Here is a 15,403-nt window from a genome sequence, read left to right on the forward strand (position 1 = left end):
GGGGGGCCGTGTGCGCCGAATACCGGCAGGCGGTCAGTGGGCTGCAACCTCGCGCATCCCGGTTTCCTTGATCGTTGGCATCCACAGTCGTGCCAACACCGGGATGACCAAGAGGCTGCAGATCGGGGACAGCAGCATCCCGCCAACGATCACTAACGCCAGAGGCTGCTGAACCTGCGAGCCGATCCCTGTCGAGATCGCCGCCGGGACCAGGCCGATACACGCCGATAGCCCCGTCATGAAGATTTGCCGCATCCTGGTTTCGGAAGCGCGGATGATGGCATCCTCCGTCCCCATGCCTTCCTCGATGTCGCGGCGGATATAGGACATCAGCAGGATGCCATCCATCGCCGAGACGCCGAACAGCGAGATGAAGCCGACCGCGGCCGAGACGCTGAAATTCAGGCCGCCGATAGAGAGGCCGAGAATGCCGCCGGCCACCGCGAACGGAATGCCCGACAGCGCCAGCAGGCTGTCCCGTATCGAATTGAACAGGCTGTAGAGCAGCATCAGGATCAGAAGCAGGCTCAGCGGCACAATCAGCGCGAGCCGCTTCTTGGCGTCAACCAGCGCGCCGTATTCGCCCGACCATTCGAGCGAATAGCCCTGGGGGAGCGGAACGTTTTTCTGAACCCGCTCCTGGGCCTCGACCACGGTCGAACCGAGATCGCGGTCGCGGACGCTATACTTCAGCGGGATAAAGCGCTGGCTGTTCTCACGGTAGATATAGGCCGCGCCGCTGACGAGCTTGATCTCTCCAAGATCGCCAAGCCGGATATAGGCGGTCGGCATCTTCGGATCCGAATTGGGCAACGCGACCGGGATCGCGCGGATGGCATCGACATCCCTGCGGAATTCTGGCGCCAGGCGGACCGTCAGCGCGAAGATCATCTCGCCTTCATAGACCTTGGAAACTTCCTGGCCGCCGATCGCGGCCTGGACCACGGAATTGATGTCGCCCGAGAAGCCGTAGCGCGCGGTCTTGGCGCGATCGATCTGGACGATCAAATTGGGCTGGCCGAGCAGGTTGAAACCGGCGGGATCGGCGACGCCACGGACGCCCGAGAGTTCGGTCTTCACCGACCTGGACAGCCGTTCCAGTTCATTGAGGTCCCTGCCGAAGATCTTGATCGAGTTCTCGCCCTTCACGCCGGAGACGGCCTCCTCGATATTGTCCTGGATATACTGCGAGAAGTTGAAATCGACGCCGACGAATTCCCGATTGAGCTTCTCGCTCATCTGCTTGACCATCTGCTCCTTGGTCAGCCCAGATGGCCACGTGTCGGCCGGCTTGAGCGGAACGAAGAACTCGGCGAGAAACGAGCCGTCGGGATCGGTGCCTTCTTCGCCGCGTCCCTGCTCGGAAAACACGGTCTGGACCGGTGGATAGCTCAATATGATGGCGCGGATCTTTGCCACCGTTTCCATCCCGGCCTCGAGCGTGATGGTCGGCGGCATCACGGCCCGGATCCAGAGGTTGCCCTCCTCCAGCTTGGGCAGGAACTCGGTGCCGAGCCGCAACCCCAGACTGAGGCACAGCACGAGAAACACCGCGGCGATGGCTGCGGCGCGGCGATAGTTGCGGACCGCGAGCGCCAGAACGGGCTGGTAGAGCTTGCGGATATGGCGGACCACGAAGGTTTCGACTTCCTGGACGTCGGCCGGCAGCAGAAATGAGGCCAGCACCGGCGTTACCGTGAAGGTCGCGATCACGGCGCCGAGCAAGGCATAGGCGTAGGTCCGCGCCATTGGCCCGAAGATCTGGCCTTCCACCCCCTGCATGGTGAAAAGCGGCAGAAACGCCGCGATGGTGATGATGACCGAAAACAGGATCGCCTTGTCGACCTCGACCGCGCCGGTCAGGATCCAGCCAAGTTTGTCGCTGCGCGTGGCGATGCGTCCCGGCGGCAATCGTGGCGAGTGATGGGCGATCTGGCGGAAGATATTTTCCACCATGATGACGGTGCCGTCGACGATGATGCCGAGATCGATGGCGCCGACCGACAACAGGTTTGCAGACTCGCCCCGCATCACCGTGATCATCACGGCCAGCAACAGCGCCACCGGAATTGTGGCCGCGACGATCAACGCGCAGCGGAGGTCGCCGAGAAATACCCACTGGATCAGAAAGATCAGCGCTATTCCGAACAGCAAATTATGCAGAACGGTCTGCACCGTGATCGCAACGAGGTCGCCGCGGTCATAGAACGGCACGATCTTGACGCCGGCCGGCAGCGATCCATCGGAGTTGATCCGCTCGACCGCGACGCGTACGCGCTTGACCACGTCCATGGTGCGTTCGAGTTTCTGCATCAGGACGATGCCGGTCACGACGTCGGTCCGGTCGTCACGGCCGGCGAGACCGAGCCGGGGCGCGTAGCCGATCTGGACCTTGGCTACGTCGGACACCAGTACCGGCACGCCGCCCTGCTGGGTCAATACGATATTGCCGATGTCGTCCATCGAGGTGACGACGCCGATACTGCGGACATTGACCGATTGTTCGCCGATCGCGATGGTGCGGCCGCCGACATTGGAATTGCTCGCCGAAATCGCGGTCATGATCTGCGGCAGCGTCAGCCCATAGGCCATCATGCGGTCGAGATTGATCTCGGCCTGGAACTCCCTGGTCTTGCCGCCGAGCACGGCGACGTCGGCGACACCCGGCACGATGCGCAGCTTGCGTTCGACCACCCAGTCCTGCAGCGTCTTGAGCTTCATGACGTCCATGCCCGGAGGCCCGGTAAGCTCGTAGCGAAAGACTTCGCTGATGCCTCCGGCGGGCGAGATCACCGGCAGGACGCCGGCCGGCAGAACCGCATCCTTCAGCCGGTTGATGGTCTGCTGACGAACAAAATGATAGTCGCGGCCGTATTCGAACTGCAGGCGGATAAAGCCCAGTCCGTAGACGGTATTGGAGCGGATGAACTTCAGGCCGGGCGTGCTGGCGACCGCGATCTCGATCGGAATCGTGATGTAGCGCTCGACTTCCTCCGGCGACTGGCCTGCTTGCTGGGCGATGATCTCGATGATCGGCGGCGCCGGATCGGGATAGGCCTCGATGTTCAAGGCCAGGAAAGCAACGCTGCCGATACCGAGAAAGGCCACGAACGCGACCATCACCAGGAGCCGCCGCGAGAGGCAGAATGCGATCAGACTACGCAGCATCGATGACCCCGTACCGTCGGTTCACTGGCGCCACTCGTTGTCAACGAAGATCGCCCCTCGCGCGACCACCATTTCTCCGAAATCGAGACCGCTGCGAATCTGCGTCAACCCGTCCTGCTGGATACCGATGTCGACCACGCGGCGTTTGAACAGCTTCGGTTCGGTCTCGACCCAGACGGTGGCAACGTCTCCCTCGCGGATCACCGCGTCCGTCGGCACCGCCGGGCTGTTCGATCCATCGTCGATGCTGATCTTGAACATCGCAAACATTTCAGCCTTGAGCAGACCATCGGCATTCTCGATCTCGGATCGGACGACAACACGGCGCGTCGCCAGGTCCGAAGCCGAGTTGATGGTGTTGATGCGGGCCTTGAAGATCCTGTTCGGCACGGCGGAGACCCTGGCCTCGATCTCCTGGCCGATACGCACCTGCGCGATATCCTGCTCGAAGATCTGGGCCTTCAACCACATCGTCGAGAGATCGGCGATCGTATAAAGGGCGTCCCCCGAATCGGCTTTGACATGTTGTCCGGGCCCTACCTTGCGTGAAACGACCGTGCCGCCGATCGGCGCCGTGATCGTGGTCACGCGGCTGAGCATGCCGCTCAGTTCGAGTTTCAGGATTTCCTCATCGGTACGGCCGAGAATCCGCAGGCGGGCGCGAGCAGCCTCGAACGCCATGTCAGCCGACCGCAGGTCATTTTCGGCCGCCGCAAGCTGCGCCTCGGCCTGCTGCAAATCCTTGGACGGTGCGGCCTTGCCCTCGTGAAGGTCGCGAACGCGCTTCTCGACGATTTGTGCCAGATCGTGCTGGGAGCCTGCCTTTCTTTTTGCGGCCTGTGCGGCGATGAAATCGTTCTGTGGGACCAATTGCTCGGGACTATCGATTTCCAGCAGCGGGTCACCTCGCTTGACCTTGTCACCGGGCTTGGCAATCAGGCGGGTAACCCGGCCGGAGAATGGCGTCAGAACGACCGTGCTGGCATCCTCATTGTATCCGATCTGCCCGATGGCCGAGGTTTGCGCACGGAACGCATAGCTCCCGACCTTCACGATCTGCAGCTGATGCATTTGATCGGGGACAACACGCAAAAAGTCCGGCCCCTTCATCTGGCCCTCGGCGACGGCGAACGATGCCATCAACGTCCCACCGAACAGCGGGGCAAGCAGCCGAAGCAAAAGCGCTTTCGCGATCATTGACATGCCCCGGACGATACCCCTGCCGCGCAACCCAAGACAAAGAAAATCGCGCGAGCCGCGCGCCCCGCAGCTCTACGCGATCGCCAGTGAGGAAGCCCAGAAGCCGGCGTCATACAGGGGATCAAAGCATGCGGGTCGAGTCGCAGCCAGCGACCACGAAGTTCATATCGGCCGGAATGCCCGTTTCCAGTCAATGGCGCCGATTCTGGCGCGTGTGGTGCAGAGGATTTCCTGGAAATGCAGTTATCCGGATTCGGCCGTTCACTCCACCTTGACGTTGGCCGCCTTGATCATCGGCCACCATTTTGCAATTTCGGCCTTCTGCCAAGCGCCGAGCGCTTCGGGCGTGAGCTTGTCCTTTGGCGGCATCTGCAGGCCGAGATTCTCAAGCTGTTTGCGCACCGCCGGATCGTTCAGGGCGTCAACCGCCGCCCCGTTCAGCTTCGCGACGATGTCCTTTGGTGTGTCCTTGGGCACCCAGAGGCCGGACCACAGCGTCATGTGGAATCCGGGCAATCCGGCTTCGTCGACGGTCGGAACGTCGGAAGCTGATTCCACGCGCTTGCTATCGGTGATGGCATAGGCGCGGATGTTGCCGGCGCGCACCTGCCCGATCGAATTGGAAGTCTGGTCGACGATCAGGTCGATCTGGCCGGCGACGAGATCGTTCATCGCGGGGCCGGTGCCGCGATACGGCACGTATTGCAGCTTAATGCCGGCGACGTTCTCGAAATAGAGCCCGGCGATGTGGCTTCCAGAGCCCGCTCCCGCGGTGCCGGCCGTCGGCGGCGATGGCTGCGCCTTCAGCCACGCCAGTAATTCCTTCAGCGACGTTGCCGGGACTTCCTTCTTGCTGACGATGATCATCGGGTTGCTCGGCAGCAACGCGACCGGTTCGAGATCGGTAACGAGGTCGTAGCCGAGCTTGTAGATCGCGCCGTTGGCGACGTGGGTGCCGAGATGGCCGAAGCTGATGGTGTAGCCGTCAGGCGGCGAACGCACCGCGCGGCCGACACCGACCGATCCGCCCGCCCCCGTCACGTTTTCGACCAGCAACGTTTCGCCAAGCGTAGTCTTCATTCGCTCGGCGAGAATCCGCGCCATCGCATCCGACGGCCCGCCAGCGGAGAACGGCACGATGATGGTGATGGGACGTGATGGAAAGTTTTGGGCGGACGCGACGCCGGCAAATGCCAGCGTTGCTAACAAGGCCGCCACAACAATTCTGCACATATGCTTCCTCCCACGCGCCATTTCAATCCTCATGGTGAGGAGCGCGGCAACGCCGCGCGTCTCGAACCATGAAGCCACCGGACTCGCAGCCATCCTTCGAGACGGCGCTTCGCGCCTCCTCAGGATGAGGATCCTAGAGTTTCGCGTAGTCGATCGGCTGGTGTCGATCGAGCGTGCGCGTGACCGGCGGCAGCGGATATTTAAGCCCTGTCGCGCAATTGAACAGCATGACGCGATCATTTTTCGTCACGCGGCCGTCGGCAAGGCTTTGCTGGTAGGCGGCGTAGGTTGCAGCCCCCTCGGGGCACAGCAACAGCCCCTCCTCGCGCGCCACTTCGTTGAGCGCAGCAGAAATCTTCTCATCCGGTACCGCGATCGCAAATCCCTTGCTCTCGCGGACCGCGCGCAGGATCAGAAAATCTCCGACTGCCTGCGGCACGCGGATGCCCGATGCGATGGTGTGGGCATCCTCCCAGCGCGGCGCGTGCTCGGTGCCTGCTTCAAAAGCACGCACCATCGGCGCGCAGCCCGAGGCCTGGACCGCCACCATCCGCGGCCGCTTCGCGCCGATGAAGCCGATGGCTTCGAGTTCGGCAAACGCCTTCCACATGCCGATCAGGCCGGTGCCGCCGCCGGTCGGATAGAAGATCACGTCGGGCACCTCCCAGCCGAGTTGCTCGGCAAGCTCCAGACCCATCGTCTTCTTGCCTTCGATCCGGTACGGCTCCTTGAGCGTCGAGGTATCGAACCAGCCGGCTTTTGCTTTGCCCTCGCCGACGATCTTGCCGCAATCGTCGATTAGCCCGTTGACGCGATAGACGGTGGCACCCTGCAACTCGATCTCGCTGACGTTCACCTCAGGCGTATCGGCCGGGCAGAAGATCGTGGTCCTGATGCCGCAGGAGGTCGCATACGCCGCCAGCGCCGCGCCAGCATTGCCGTTGGTCGGCATCGCCATATGCTTGATGCCGAGCGCCTTGCCCATCGACACCGCCATCACCAGACCACGGGCCTTGAACGAGCCGGTCGGCAACCGGCCTTCATCTTTTACAATGATCTCCCCGCCGCCGAGTTTCTTTGCAAGCTTCGGCAACCGGATCAGAGGCGTCGTAACCTCGCCGAGGCTGACGATGTCGGAGACTCTTCGCACCGGCAGCAGTTCGCGGTACCGCCACATATCGGCGGGACGCTGTGCCAACGCCTCCTTGGTCAGCGCCTTCTTCACGCCCGCGAGGTCATATCGCACCAGCAGCGGCTTGTTCGCCTTTGAGAGATTATGGATCTGGTCGGCGGGATAGTGATCGCCTTCCATCGCGCATTCGAGATGGGTCACGAACGTCGGGCGTTCGATGGTCAGATTGTCGTTGTCTTTCACGCTTCGTTTTCTTTCTTGTTCACGTGGTCTTTGTAATCGTCATTGCGAGCGAAGCGAAGCAATCCATGCTTCCGCTTGTTGCGCTATGGATTGCTTCGCTTCGCTCGCAATGACGGGGGCATCACATATTCAGCACGCGCCCATAAGCATCCAGCACGGCTTCCTTCATCATCTCCGAAAGCGTCGGATGCGGGAATATCGTGTGCATCAGCTCTTCTTCCGTGGTTTCCAAATTCATCGCGACCACGTAGCCCTGGATCAGCTCGGTCACTTCGGCGCCGACCATGTGCGCGCCAAGCAGTTGCCCCGTCTTTTTGTCGAAGATCACCTTGACCAGTCCCTGATCCTCGCCGAGCGCAATCGCCTTGCCGTTACCGACGAACGGGAAGCGCCCGACCCGGATTTCCCGTCCGCCCTCTTTCGCTCTCGCCTCGGTCAGGCCGACGGAGGCAACCTGCGGGTGGCAATAGGTGCAGCCGGGAATGAGGTTCTTGTCCATCGCGTGCGGATGCAGGCCCTTGATCGCCTCGATGCAGACCACGCCTTCATGCTCGGCCTTGTGCGCCAGCATCGGCGGTCCCGCGACATCGCCGATGGCGTAGATGCCCGGCACGTTGGTCTTGCCGTAGCCGTCGATCACGACGCAGCCGCGGTCGGTCTTGACCCCGAGCTTTTCCAGCCCCAGCCCTTCGATGTTGCCGACCACGCCGACCGCGGAGATCACGCGCTCGAATTCGACTGTTTGCGGCTGCTTGCCGTCATCGATGGTGGCGACGACGCTGTCGGCCTTCTTCTCGAGTTTTGTGACTTTGGTGTTCGAGAGAATCTTGATGCCCTGCTTCTCGAGCTGCTTGCGCGCCAGCCCAGCGATCTCGGCGTCCTCGACGGGAAGAATCTGCGGCAGCACCTCGACCACGGTGACGTCGGCGCCCATGGTGCGGAAGAACGAGGCGAACTCGATGCCGATTGCGCCGGAGCCCACCACCAGCAGCGATTTCGGCATCCGCTCCGGCACCATCGCCTCGAAATAAGTCCAGACCAGTTTTTTGTCGGGCTCGAGCCCCGGCAGCACGCGCGGCCGCGCGCCGGTCGCGACGATGATGTGCTTGGCCTGATAAGCGCCCTCGCCCAGCGCCCCCTTCGGCGCCTCGACGGCGGACTTCTTCACGGTGATCTTGCCGGGCGCGTCGATCGAGGCATCGCCCCAGATCACCGTCACCTTGTTCTTCTTCATCAGGAAGCCGACGCCGTCATTAAGGCGTTTTGAGACGCCGCGCGAGCGCGCCACCACGGCCTTCGGGTCGAACGAGACTTTCTCGGCGGAAAGCCCGTAGTCCTTAGCGTGCTGCATGTAGTGGTAGATTTCGGCCGAGCGCAGCAGCGCCTTGGTCGGGATACAGCCCCAGTTCAGGCATATGCCGCCGAGATAGGATTTTTCGATGATCGCCGTCTTGAAGCCGAGTTGGGCGGCTCGGATCGCGGTGACGTAGCCGCCGGGGCCGGAGCCGATGATGATGACGTCGAAGGAAGTGTCGGCCATTACAGATCCGATCGTGAGAGAACGAGCAGCAAGCCAGTCCAGAGCACAGCAACGGCTCCGGCGCTGCCCAGGATGATACGAACCTGCGTCGTCGACGCGAGGTCCCGCTGACGTATGATAACCGCGGCGATCGCGGCCGCTGCGGCAAGAATGTGAGGAGCCAAGATCGCAAGCATGGCGATCTCCCTCACACCATCATCATCACGGGGTTTTCAATCAGCCGCCTGAACGCCCCGATCAGCTCCGCGCCGAGCGCGCCGTCGATGGCGCGATGGTCGCAGGACAGCGTCGCGCTCATGATGTGCGCGGCCTCGATTTTGCCGTTCCGCACCACCGCCCGCTCCTCGCTGGCGCCGACTGCGAGGATAGTCGATTGCGGCGGATTGATCACGGCCGTGAAGTGGCTGATGCCGAACATGCCGAGGTTGGAAACCGACGACGTACCGCCCTGATATTCCTGCGGCTTGAGTTTTCGCGTCCGCGCGCGGGCCGCCAGGTCCTTCATCTCGTTGGAGATGGTCGACAGCGACTTGCTTTCGGCATTGCGGATGATCGGCGTGATCAGCCCGCCGGGCATGGCGACGGCGACGCCGATGTCGGAATGCTTGTGCTTGACCATGCCGCCCTCGGTCCAGCTGACATTGCAGTCCGGCACCTGCTGCAATGCGACCGCGAGCGCCTTGATGACGAAGTCGTTGACCGACAGCTTGTAGAGCGGCTTCTTTTCCTTGTCCTTCGGTGCGGCGGCGTTGATCTGCTCGCGCGCGTCGAGCAGCCGGCCGATATCGCAGTCGATGGTGAGGTAGAAGGTCGGAACGCTCTGCGTCGCCGCTGTCAGGCGCTGCGCGATGGTGCGGCGCATGCCGTCATGCGGCACGATCTCGTAGGAGCCTTCCTCGAACAGCGAAAGGATTTGCTTGTCCGACATCGTCGGTGCGATCGTAGGCGCTGCACCAGGCGCCGCGGCCGGAGCTTTCAGGCCCTTGCCGGATTTCGCGCCCTCGACGTCACGGGCGACGATGCGGCCGTGCGGGCCGGAGCCGTCGATCCGCGCGATGTCGATGCCGGCTTCCTTGGCGAGGCGACGGGCGAGCGGCGACGAAAAGACGCGCGCGTGGCCATTGGTCTTGGCAGGCGCAGCGGCAGCCTGAGGCGTCGGCGCGGCTGCTGCTGCGGGCGCAGGCGTTGGGGCCGCTGGCGCAGGTGCAGCCGCGGGCTTCGGGGCCTCGGCGGCCTTCGGTGCGGGCGCCGCGCCTGCTCCAGCCGCCTTCACGTCCTCGCCGTCGCCGGCCAGGACCGCGATGATATCGTTGACCGGGACATCCTGCGTGCCTTCCGGCACCAGGATCTTTGCAATCGTGCCCTCGTCGACGGCCTCGACTTCCATCGTCGCCTTGTCGGTCTCGATCTCCGCGATCACGTCGCCGGACTTGACCTTGTCGCCCTCTTTCTTGAGCCACTTGGCAAGGTTGCCCTTTTCCATCGTGGGCGACAGCGCGGGCATCAAAATGTTGATCGGCATTGTCAGTGACCTTGTTGCGACCGGGGCATGGTAGAACCCATGTCGGTCGGCCGGTTGATTTCGGCTTCGAACATGTCGACGATACGCGTCAGCGCCTCGTCTTCGGTGTAGCCGCTCTCGCGCGCATAGGCGCGAGCAGCGTGGCGCGCGATATCGACCAGCAGCATGCCCCACATGTCAGGCTCCTCGAACGCGCGCTGGAAGGCGATCGAGAGCCCGCCATCGACCACGAACGCCCGCAAGACCTCGACTGCATCCTCGCGGCCGATGACGTCGGGCGGCAACGGCTGTTCACTGGGACCGGCCATATCGACCTACCGATAGGCAACGGCCTTGGCGGCCGCGACCACCTCGGCGACGTTGGGCAATGCGAGCTTTTCGAGGTTTGCCGCATAGGGCATCGGCACGTCCTTGCCGGAGACCCGCGCCACCGGCGCGTCGAGATAGTCGAAGGCGTGCTCCATGATGCGGGCGGCGATCTCGGCGCCGACGCCCGACTGCTGCCAGCCCTCTTCTACCGTCACCGCGCGACCGGTCTTCTTCACCGATGCCACGATGGTTTCGGTGTCCATCGGGCGTATCGTGCGCAGATCGATCACTTCGGCCTCGATGCCTTCCTTGGCCAGTTCATCGGCAGCCTTCAGCGCGTAGGTCATGCCGTTCGACCACGAGATCAGCGTGACGTCCTTGCCCGAGCGAACGATGCGCGCCTTGCCGATCGGGATCACGTAGTCATCCAGCTTCGGCACCTCGCCGGAATGGCCGTACAGCATCTCGTTTTCGAGGAAGATAACGGGATTGGGATCGCGGATCGCGGCTTTCAAGAGGCCCTTGTAATCGGCGGCCGAAAACGGCGCGACCACCTTCAGGCCGGGAACCTGCGAGTACCAGGCCGAGTAATCCTGGCTGTGCTGGGCTGCGACGCGAGACGCGGCGCCATTGGGCCCACGGAACACGATCGAGCAGCCCATCTGGCCGCCCGACATGTACAGCGTCTTGGCCGCGGAGTTGATGATCTGGTCGATCGCCTGCATGGCGAAGTTGAAGGTCATGAATTCCACGATCGGCTTGAGGCCCGACATCGCCGCACCGACGCCGATGCCGGCAAAGCCATGCTCGGTGATCGGGGTATCGATCACGCGCCGCGCCCCGAATTCCTGCAGCAGCCCCTGACTGACCTTGTAGGCGCCCTGATATTCCGCAACCTCTTCGCCCATCAGGAACACGTCGCCGTCGCGCCGCATCTCCTCGGCCATGGCATCGCGTAGCGCGTCGCGGATGGTCTGGGTGATCATCTCGGTGCCGGCGGGGACTTCCGGGTCGGGCTCGGCGACGGCGGCCGCCGGTGCAGCCGGCGCCTTCTCGGCCTTGGGCGCCTCAGCAGCTTTGGAGGCCTCCGCCGGAGGAGCGGACGCCGGCGCCGGTGCGCTCGCCATGCCGAGATCGGCGGCGCTTTCGCCGTCGGCCAGAATGGTCGCGATCGGCGTGTTGACGGCGACGTCGGCGGTGCCTTCGGGGATCAATATCCTGCCGAGCGTGCCCTCATCGGTCGCCTCGACCTCCATCGTCGCCTTGTCGGTCTCGATCTCGGCGATGACATCGCCCGACTTGATGGTCTCGCCTTCCTTCTTCAGCCACTTCGCAAGGTTGCCCTTTTCCATGGTGGGCGACAACGCAGGCATCAAAACTTGAATGGGCATATCAGCTCCCGAAATCACTCTTCACTTTGTTCTGCGCGTCGTTTGAATTAGCGATAGATGTCGGTCCAAAGCTCCGAAGGATCGGGCTCGGGATCGCGTTGGGCGAAATCCGCCGACGCGTTGACGATCTCGCGCACCTCGGCGTCGATGGCCTTCAGCTCCTGCTCGCTGACCTTGGCGGCCAGCAAGCGGCTGCGAACCTGTTCGATCGGGTCCTGATCGGTGCGGATCTTCTCGACCTCTTCGCGGGTCCGGTACTTGGCCGGGTCCGACATCGAGTGGCCGCGGTAGCGATAGGTCTGCATTTCCAGGATGTATGGCCCCTTGCCGGCGCGGCACCAGGCGACCGCCTCGTCGCCCGCGGCCTTGACGGCGCGGACGTCCATGCCGTCGACCTGCTCGCCCGGAATGTTGAAGGAGATGCCGCGCTTGGAAAAATCGGTCTGGGCCGAGGAGCGCGTCACCGACGTGCCCATCGCGTAGCGGTTGTTCTCGATCACATAGATCACCGGGAGCTTCCACAGCTCCGCCATGTTGAAGCTCTCGTAGACCTGGCCCTGGTTGGAGGCGCCGTCGCCGAAATAGGCGACGCTGACGAGATCATTGCCGCGGTAGCGGTTGGCGAAAGCGAGACCCGTCCCGAGCGAGACCTGGGCGCCGACGATGCCGTGGCCGCCGAAGAAATTCTTCTCCCTGCTGAACATGTGCATCGAGCCGCCCTTGCCCTTGGAATAGCCACCCCGGCGTCCGGTGAGTTCGGCCATCACGCCGTTGGCTTCCATCCCGCAGGCCAGCATGTGGCCGTGGTCGCGGTATCCGGTTATGACCTGATCGCCCTGCTTCAGCGCCATCTGCATGCCGACCACGACGGCTTCCTGGCCGATATAGAGATGGCAGAAACCGCCGATCGCGCCCATACCGTAGAGCTGGCCGGCCTTTTCCTCGAAGCGGCGGATCAGCAGCATGTCCCTGAGCGCAGCAAGCTCCTGCGCCTTGGTGAACTCCGGTGGGGACCCGTTTGCCTTCTCCTGCCCTGTTTCCTTCGCGGCGACGCTTTTCTTGGGTACAGCCATGGCAATTCCGGGTGAGAGAGACCGATCAGCCCTCTCTATCCCAACTCAAACCGGCGTGAAAGGATTGCGTGCGCTGGAGAAAATATTGCTATGCCGCACTGCAGCGAGCCACGACATTTTCGAAATCGATTTTGGGGTTTTTTGAAATTTGCAGACCGGCCTGCCCGCATCATCAGGACGAACCCAGCGTTCGTGACATCGGTTTGAAAATCAGTTCGGCTTGATGGTCCGAACCAGGTCGCGCGGATTGGCGTAGTCGAGCTGGAAGCGCGCGCGCTCGTCCAGCATGTCGGGGTCGACCCGGTCGGACCGCAGCAGCGACACCCGCTGCTCGCCCTGCGCCCGCTCCCGCTTCAGCCGCGCCAGTTCCGAGGTCAGCGCGATGATCTCTTGATCGAGTTCCTGCCGCGCGTTCAGCCCGTATTTGCCGGTATAGGCGTTGACCCCGAAATAGCCGACCATCAGCGCCGCCATCGTGTAGAGGGCGAGGCCTGTCAGAATGGATTTTAAGCGCGTGCGGGAAACCATGCGCCCAAGATGCGATGGCCGGGTTAATGGAATCCTAACACGGCGAACGCGGGTGCAAATGGCGCCTCCCCGCCATTGCGAGGAGCGACAGCGACGAAGCAATCCATCGCGCGGCATAACGGATGGATGGATTGCTTCGCTACGCTCGCAACGACGCTGAGAGAGCGCCTATCCGTTCTGCTTCTCGACGAACGCCGCGTAGGCATCGATATATTGCTGCAGAACCTTCTGTAGCGCTTCCTTGGTCAACTGACCCTTGTCGTCGAAGGCGTCACCGACAGCGTTCAGGTAGATTTCAGGCTGGCCGAGGATCGGACCGGAAATGCCCGGCAAAATGTTCTGCAGGGTCTTGGCTGCGCTGACGCCACCCAGCGGCCCCGGAGAGTTGCTGACAATGCCGATCGGCTTGCCGAGGAACGAGCTCTTGCCGTAGGGGCGCGAGCCGACGTCGATGGCGTTCTTCAACACGCCGGGAATCGCGCGGTTATATTCGGGGGTGACGAATAGCACGCCGTCCGACTTCTGCAGCTTCTCGCGGAACGCCAGCCAGTCGGCCGGGGGATTGGCTTCCAGGTCCTGGTTGAAGAAGGAAATGCCTTCGAGCGTGGTCACGTCGAGCTTTAGCGAGGCCGGCGCCAGCTTTGCGAGCGCATTGGCGATCTTGAGCGAAAAGCTCTCCTTGCGAAGCGAACCTACGATCGTGACGATGGTGTGGGTGGCCATGAGATATCCCTTGTTAGCAAAAGCGCCTGCCCTCTCTTAAGCCCGATCGGCCGAAAGATGCAAGTGCATGAAATGCGCAATTCTGGAAACGCAACGTTCGCATAATGAGCCTATAGCAAAAACAAGCAGGCCGCCCCTTCGGGCGGCCTGCTCAGGTCGGATGCGTTAGCCGAAGCGCTCAGCCCTTGTTCGGGTTGATCAGGAATTTCTCGCCGGTGGAGCGCTTGTTGTAGACCGCGATGTTGGAGAGCTGCAGCGTCTCCTGCAACGACACCACCTGCGTGTAATGGCTGGCAAAGGTGGTCTTGAGTTCGGAAGCGACGCGCTGGCGCAGCTTGCCGATTTCGGCCGGGCCGATCTTCTGCAGGAACGGCGTCAGCAGCCAGCCGCCGACGCCCCAGGTCAGGCCGAAGGCCCGGCTCAGTTCGGTCGGGCGGTTGTCGAGGCTGCCGTAAATATAGACCTGCTTGTACACGTTGGAGCCGTAGCGGCTGTATTCCTTGGCGGTCTTGTTGGCCGCGATCTCCATGCAGGTGAGGATTTGCCCCGCGAGCTTGCCGCCACCGATGGCGTCGAACGCGATCGTGGCACCGGTCTCCACCAGCGCGTTGGTCAGATCGTCCATGAAGGTATCTGCGGTGGAATCGACGACATGCTTGGCGCCGATCTTGTGCAGGATGTCGGCCTGCTCCTTGCTGCGCACGATGTTGACGAGGCCGATACCGTCCTTGATGCAGATCTTGTTGAGCATCTGGCCGAGGTTGGAGGCGGCGGCGGTATGCACCAGCGCCTTGTGGTTCTCGCGCCGCATGGTCTCGGTCATGCCGAGCGCGGTCAGCGGATTGACGAACCATGACGCACCGTCGGCAGGCGTGGTGCCGGCCGGCAGCTCCATCACGTCCCGCACCTTCATGGTGCGGTACTGCGAGTACATCGCGCCGCCGATGATCGAGACGTTCTTGCCCATCAGCGCTTTCGCAGCATCCGAGGATCCGGTCCTGATTACGACGCCGGCGCCCTCGTTGCCGACCGGCAGCGATTGATCGAGCCGCGCGCCCATCATCTTCACGGCGGCTTCCGGCATCTTCGCCGTCACCACGGGCGTGTCCGTGCTACCCGAAACCTTGGCGGTCGACATGTCGGCCGGGCCGATCAGGAGCCCGAGATCGGACGGATTGATCGGCGTGGCCTCGACCTGGACCACGACTTCGTCGTCGGCCGGTTCAGGCGTCGGGACGTCCACCAGCGACAGTTCGAGCTCGCCGCTCTTCTTGAGCAGCGAACGCAGTTGCAGTCCGCTCTTGCCGTCACTCATCGCAATCCTCCCGTTTTATGTCTGTT

The 15,403-nt window shown here is 62.7% G+C and carries 13 protein-coding genes; all 13 read right to left on the minus strand.

Annotated features, from left to right (window positions below; genetic code table 11):
* Positions 1-33 precede the first annotated feature (33 nt).
* On the minus strand, positions 34-3,168 hold the full coding sequence (locus ACPPVP_RS24705) for an efflux RND transporter permease subunit (RefSeq protein WP_426525315.1): 3,135 nt from the start codon (positions 3,166-3,168) through the stop codon (positions 34-36).
* A 21-nt stretch (positions 3,169-3,189) separates the two neighbouring features.
* Positions 3,190-4,365, minus strand: coding sequence for an efflux RND transporter periplasmic adaptor subunit (locus tag ACPPVP_RS24710; protein ID WP_426525317.1), 1,176 nt, complete (start codon positions 4,363-4,365; stop codon positions 3,190-3,192).
* 264 nt (positions 4,366-4,629) lie between these two features.
* The gene (locus ACPPVP_RS24715; protein ID WP_426525319.1) at positions 4,630-5,601 is read right to left on the minus strand and encodes a tripartite tricarboxylate transporter substrate binding protein BugD; all 972 of its coding nucleotides are present in this window, start codon (positions 5,599-5,601) and stop codon (positions 4,630-4,632) included.
* Positions 5,602-5,734: 133 nt separating this feature from the next.
* A complete protein-coding gene (locus tag ACPPVP_RS24720; protein WP_426525321.1) occupies positions 5,735-6,976 on the minus strand; it encodes a threonine synthase in 1,242 nt (413 codons plus the stop codon).
* A gap of 121 nt (positions 6,977-7,097) precedes the next feature.
* Positions 7,098-8,516 carry a dihydrolipoyl dehydrogenase gene (lpdA, locus tag ACPPVP_RS24725; RefSeq protein ID WP_426525323.1) on the minus strand — a complete coding sequence of 473 codons (1,419 nt, stop codon included), beginning with the start codon at positions 8,514-8,516 and terminating at the stop codon, positions 7,098-7,100.
* The gene (locus ACPPVP_RS24730; RefSeq protein ID WP_426525325.1) at positions 8,516-8,692 is read right to left on the minus strand and encodes a hypothetical protein; all 177 of its coding nucleotides are present in this window, start codon (positions 8,690-8,692) and stop codon (positions 8,516-8,518) included. Before ACPPVP_RS24730 ends, lpdA begins: the two co-directional genes overlap by 1 nt.
* 11 nt (positions 8,693-8,703) lie before the next feature.
* The gene (locus ACPPVP_RS24735) at positions 8,704-10,038 is read right to left on the minus strand and encodes a pyruvate dehydrogenase complex dihydrolipoamide acetyltransferase (RefSeq protein WP_426525327.1); all 1,335 of its coding nucleotides are present in this window, start codon (positions 10,036-10,038) and stop codon (positions 8,704-8,706) included.
* A 2-nt stretch (positions 10,039-10,040) separates the two neighbouring features.
* The gene (locus ACPPVP_RS24740) at positions 10,041-10,346 is read right to left on the minus strand and encodes a DUF5076 domain-containing protein (protein WP_426525329.1); all 306 of its coding nucleotides are present in this window, start codon (positions 10,344-10,346) and stop codon (positions 10,041-10,043) included.
* A 6-nt stretch (positions 10,347-10,352) separates the two neighbouring features.
* The gene (locus ACPPVP_RS24745; RefSeq protein ID WP_426525331.1) at positions 10,353-11,738 is read right to left on the minus strand and encodes a pyruvate dehydrogenase complex E1 component subunit beta; all 1,386 of its coding nucleotides are present in this window, start codon (positions 11,736-11,738) and stop codon (positions 10,353-10,355) included.
* A 47-nt stretch (positions 11,739-11,785) separates the two neighbouring features.
* Positions 11,786-12,811 (minus strand): pyruvate dehydrogenase (acetyl-transferring) E1 component subunit alpha, encoded by a 1,026-nt coding sequence (gene pdhA / locus ACPPVP_RS24750; RefSeq protein ID WP_426525333.1) that lies wholly within the window; start codon positions 12,809-12,811, stop codon positions 11,786-11,788.
* Between the two features lie 210 nt (positions 12,812-13,021).
* Positions 13,022-13,339 carry an FtsB family cell division protein gene (locus tag ACPPVP_RS24755; RefSeq protein WP_108516042.1) on the minus strand — a complete coding sequence of 106 codons (318 nt, stop codon included), beginning with the start codon at positions 13,337-13,339 and terminating at the stop codon, positions 13,022-13,024.
* A gap of 168 nt (positions 13,340-13,507) precedes the next feature.
* A complete protein-coding gene (locus ACPPVP_RS24760; RefSeq protein WP_426525336.1) occupies positions 13,508-14,062 on the minus strand; it encodes an NADPH-dependent FMN reductase in 555 nt (184 codons plus the stop codon).
* A gap of 178 nt (positions 14,063-14,240) precedes the next feature.
* Positions 14,241-15,377 (minus strand): zinc-binding dehydrogenase, encoded by a 1,137-nt coding sequence (locus tag ACPPVP_RS24765; RefSeq protein WP_426525338.1) that lies wholly within the window; start codon positions 15,375-15,377, stop codon positions 14,241-14,243.
* Between the last annotated feature and the right edge of the window lie 26 nt (positions 15,378-15,403).

Source organism: Bradyrhizobium sp. McL0615 (assembly GCF_049993905.1).
Classification (GTDB): domain Bacteria; phylum Pseudomonadota; class Alphaproteobacteria; order Rhizobiales; family Xanthobacteraceae; genus Bradyrhizobium.

Excerpts from the sequence above, each read along its gene's own strand:
- ACPPVP_RS24705 (WP_426525315.1), bottom strand. The coding sequence starts at position 3,168 with ATGCTGCGTAGTCTGATCGCATTCTGCCTCTCGCGGCGGCTCCTGGTG.
- ACPPVP_RS24710 (WP_426525317.1), bottom strand. The coding sequence starts at position 4,365 with ATGATCGCGAAAGCGCTTTTGCTTCGGCTGCTTGCCCCGCTGTTCGGT.
- ACPPVP_RS24715 (WP_426525319.1), bottom strand. The coding sequence starts at position 5,601 with ATGTGCAGAATTGTTGTGGCGGCCTTGTTAGCAACGCTGGCATTTGCC.
- lpdA (WP_426525323.1), bottom strand. The coding sequence starts at position 8,516 with ATGGCCGACACTTCCTTCGACGTCATCATCATCGGCTCCGGCCCCGGC.
- ACPPVP_RS24730 (WP_426525325.1), bottom strand. The coding sequence starts at position 8,692 with ATGCTTGCGATCTTGGCTCCTCACATTCTTGCCGCAGCGGCCGCGATC.
- ACPPVP_RS24735 (WP_426525327.1), bottom strand. The coding sequence starts at position 10,038 with ATGCCGATCAACATTTTGATGCCCGCGCTGTCGCCCACGATGGAAAAG.
- ACPPVP_RS24740 (WP_426525329.1), bottom strand. The coding sequence starts at position 10,346 with ATGGCCGGTCCCAGTGAACAGCCGTTGCCGCCCGACGTCATCGGCCGC.
- ACPPVP_RS24745 (WP_426525331.1), bottom strand. The coding sequence starts at position 11,738 with ATGCCCATTCAAGTTTTGATGCCTGCGTTGTCGCCCACCATGGAAAAG.
- pdhA (WP_426525333.1), bottom strand. The coding sequence starts at position 12,811 with ATGGCTGTACCCAAGAAAAGCGTCGCCGCGAAGGAAACAGGGCAGGAG.
- ACPPVP_RS24755 (WP_108516042.1), bottom strand. The coding sequence starts at position 13,339 with ATGGTTTCCCGCACGCGCTTAAAATCCATTCTGACAGGCCTCGCCCTC.
- ACPPVP_RS24760 (WP_426525336.1), bottom strand. The coding sequence starts at position 14,062 with ATGGCCACCCACACCATCGTCACGATCGTAGGTTCGCTTCGCAAGGAG.
- ACPPVP_RS24765 (WP_426525338.1), bottom strand. The coding sequence starts at position 15,377 with ATGAGTGACGGCAAGAGCGGACTGCAACTGCGTTCGCTGCTCAAGAAG.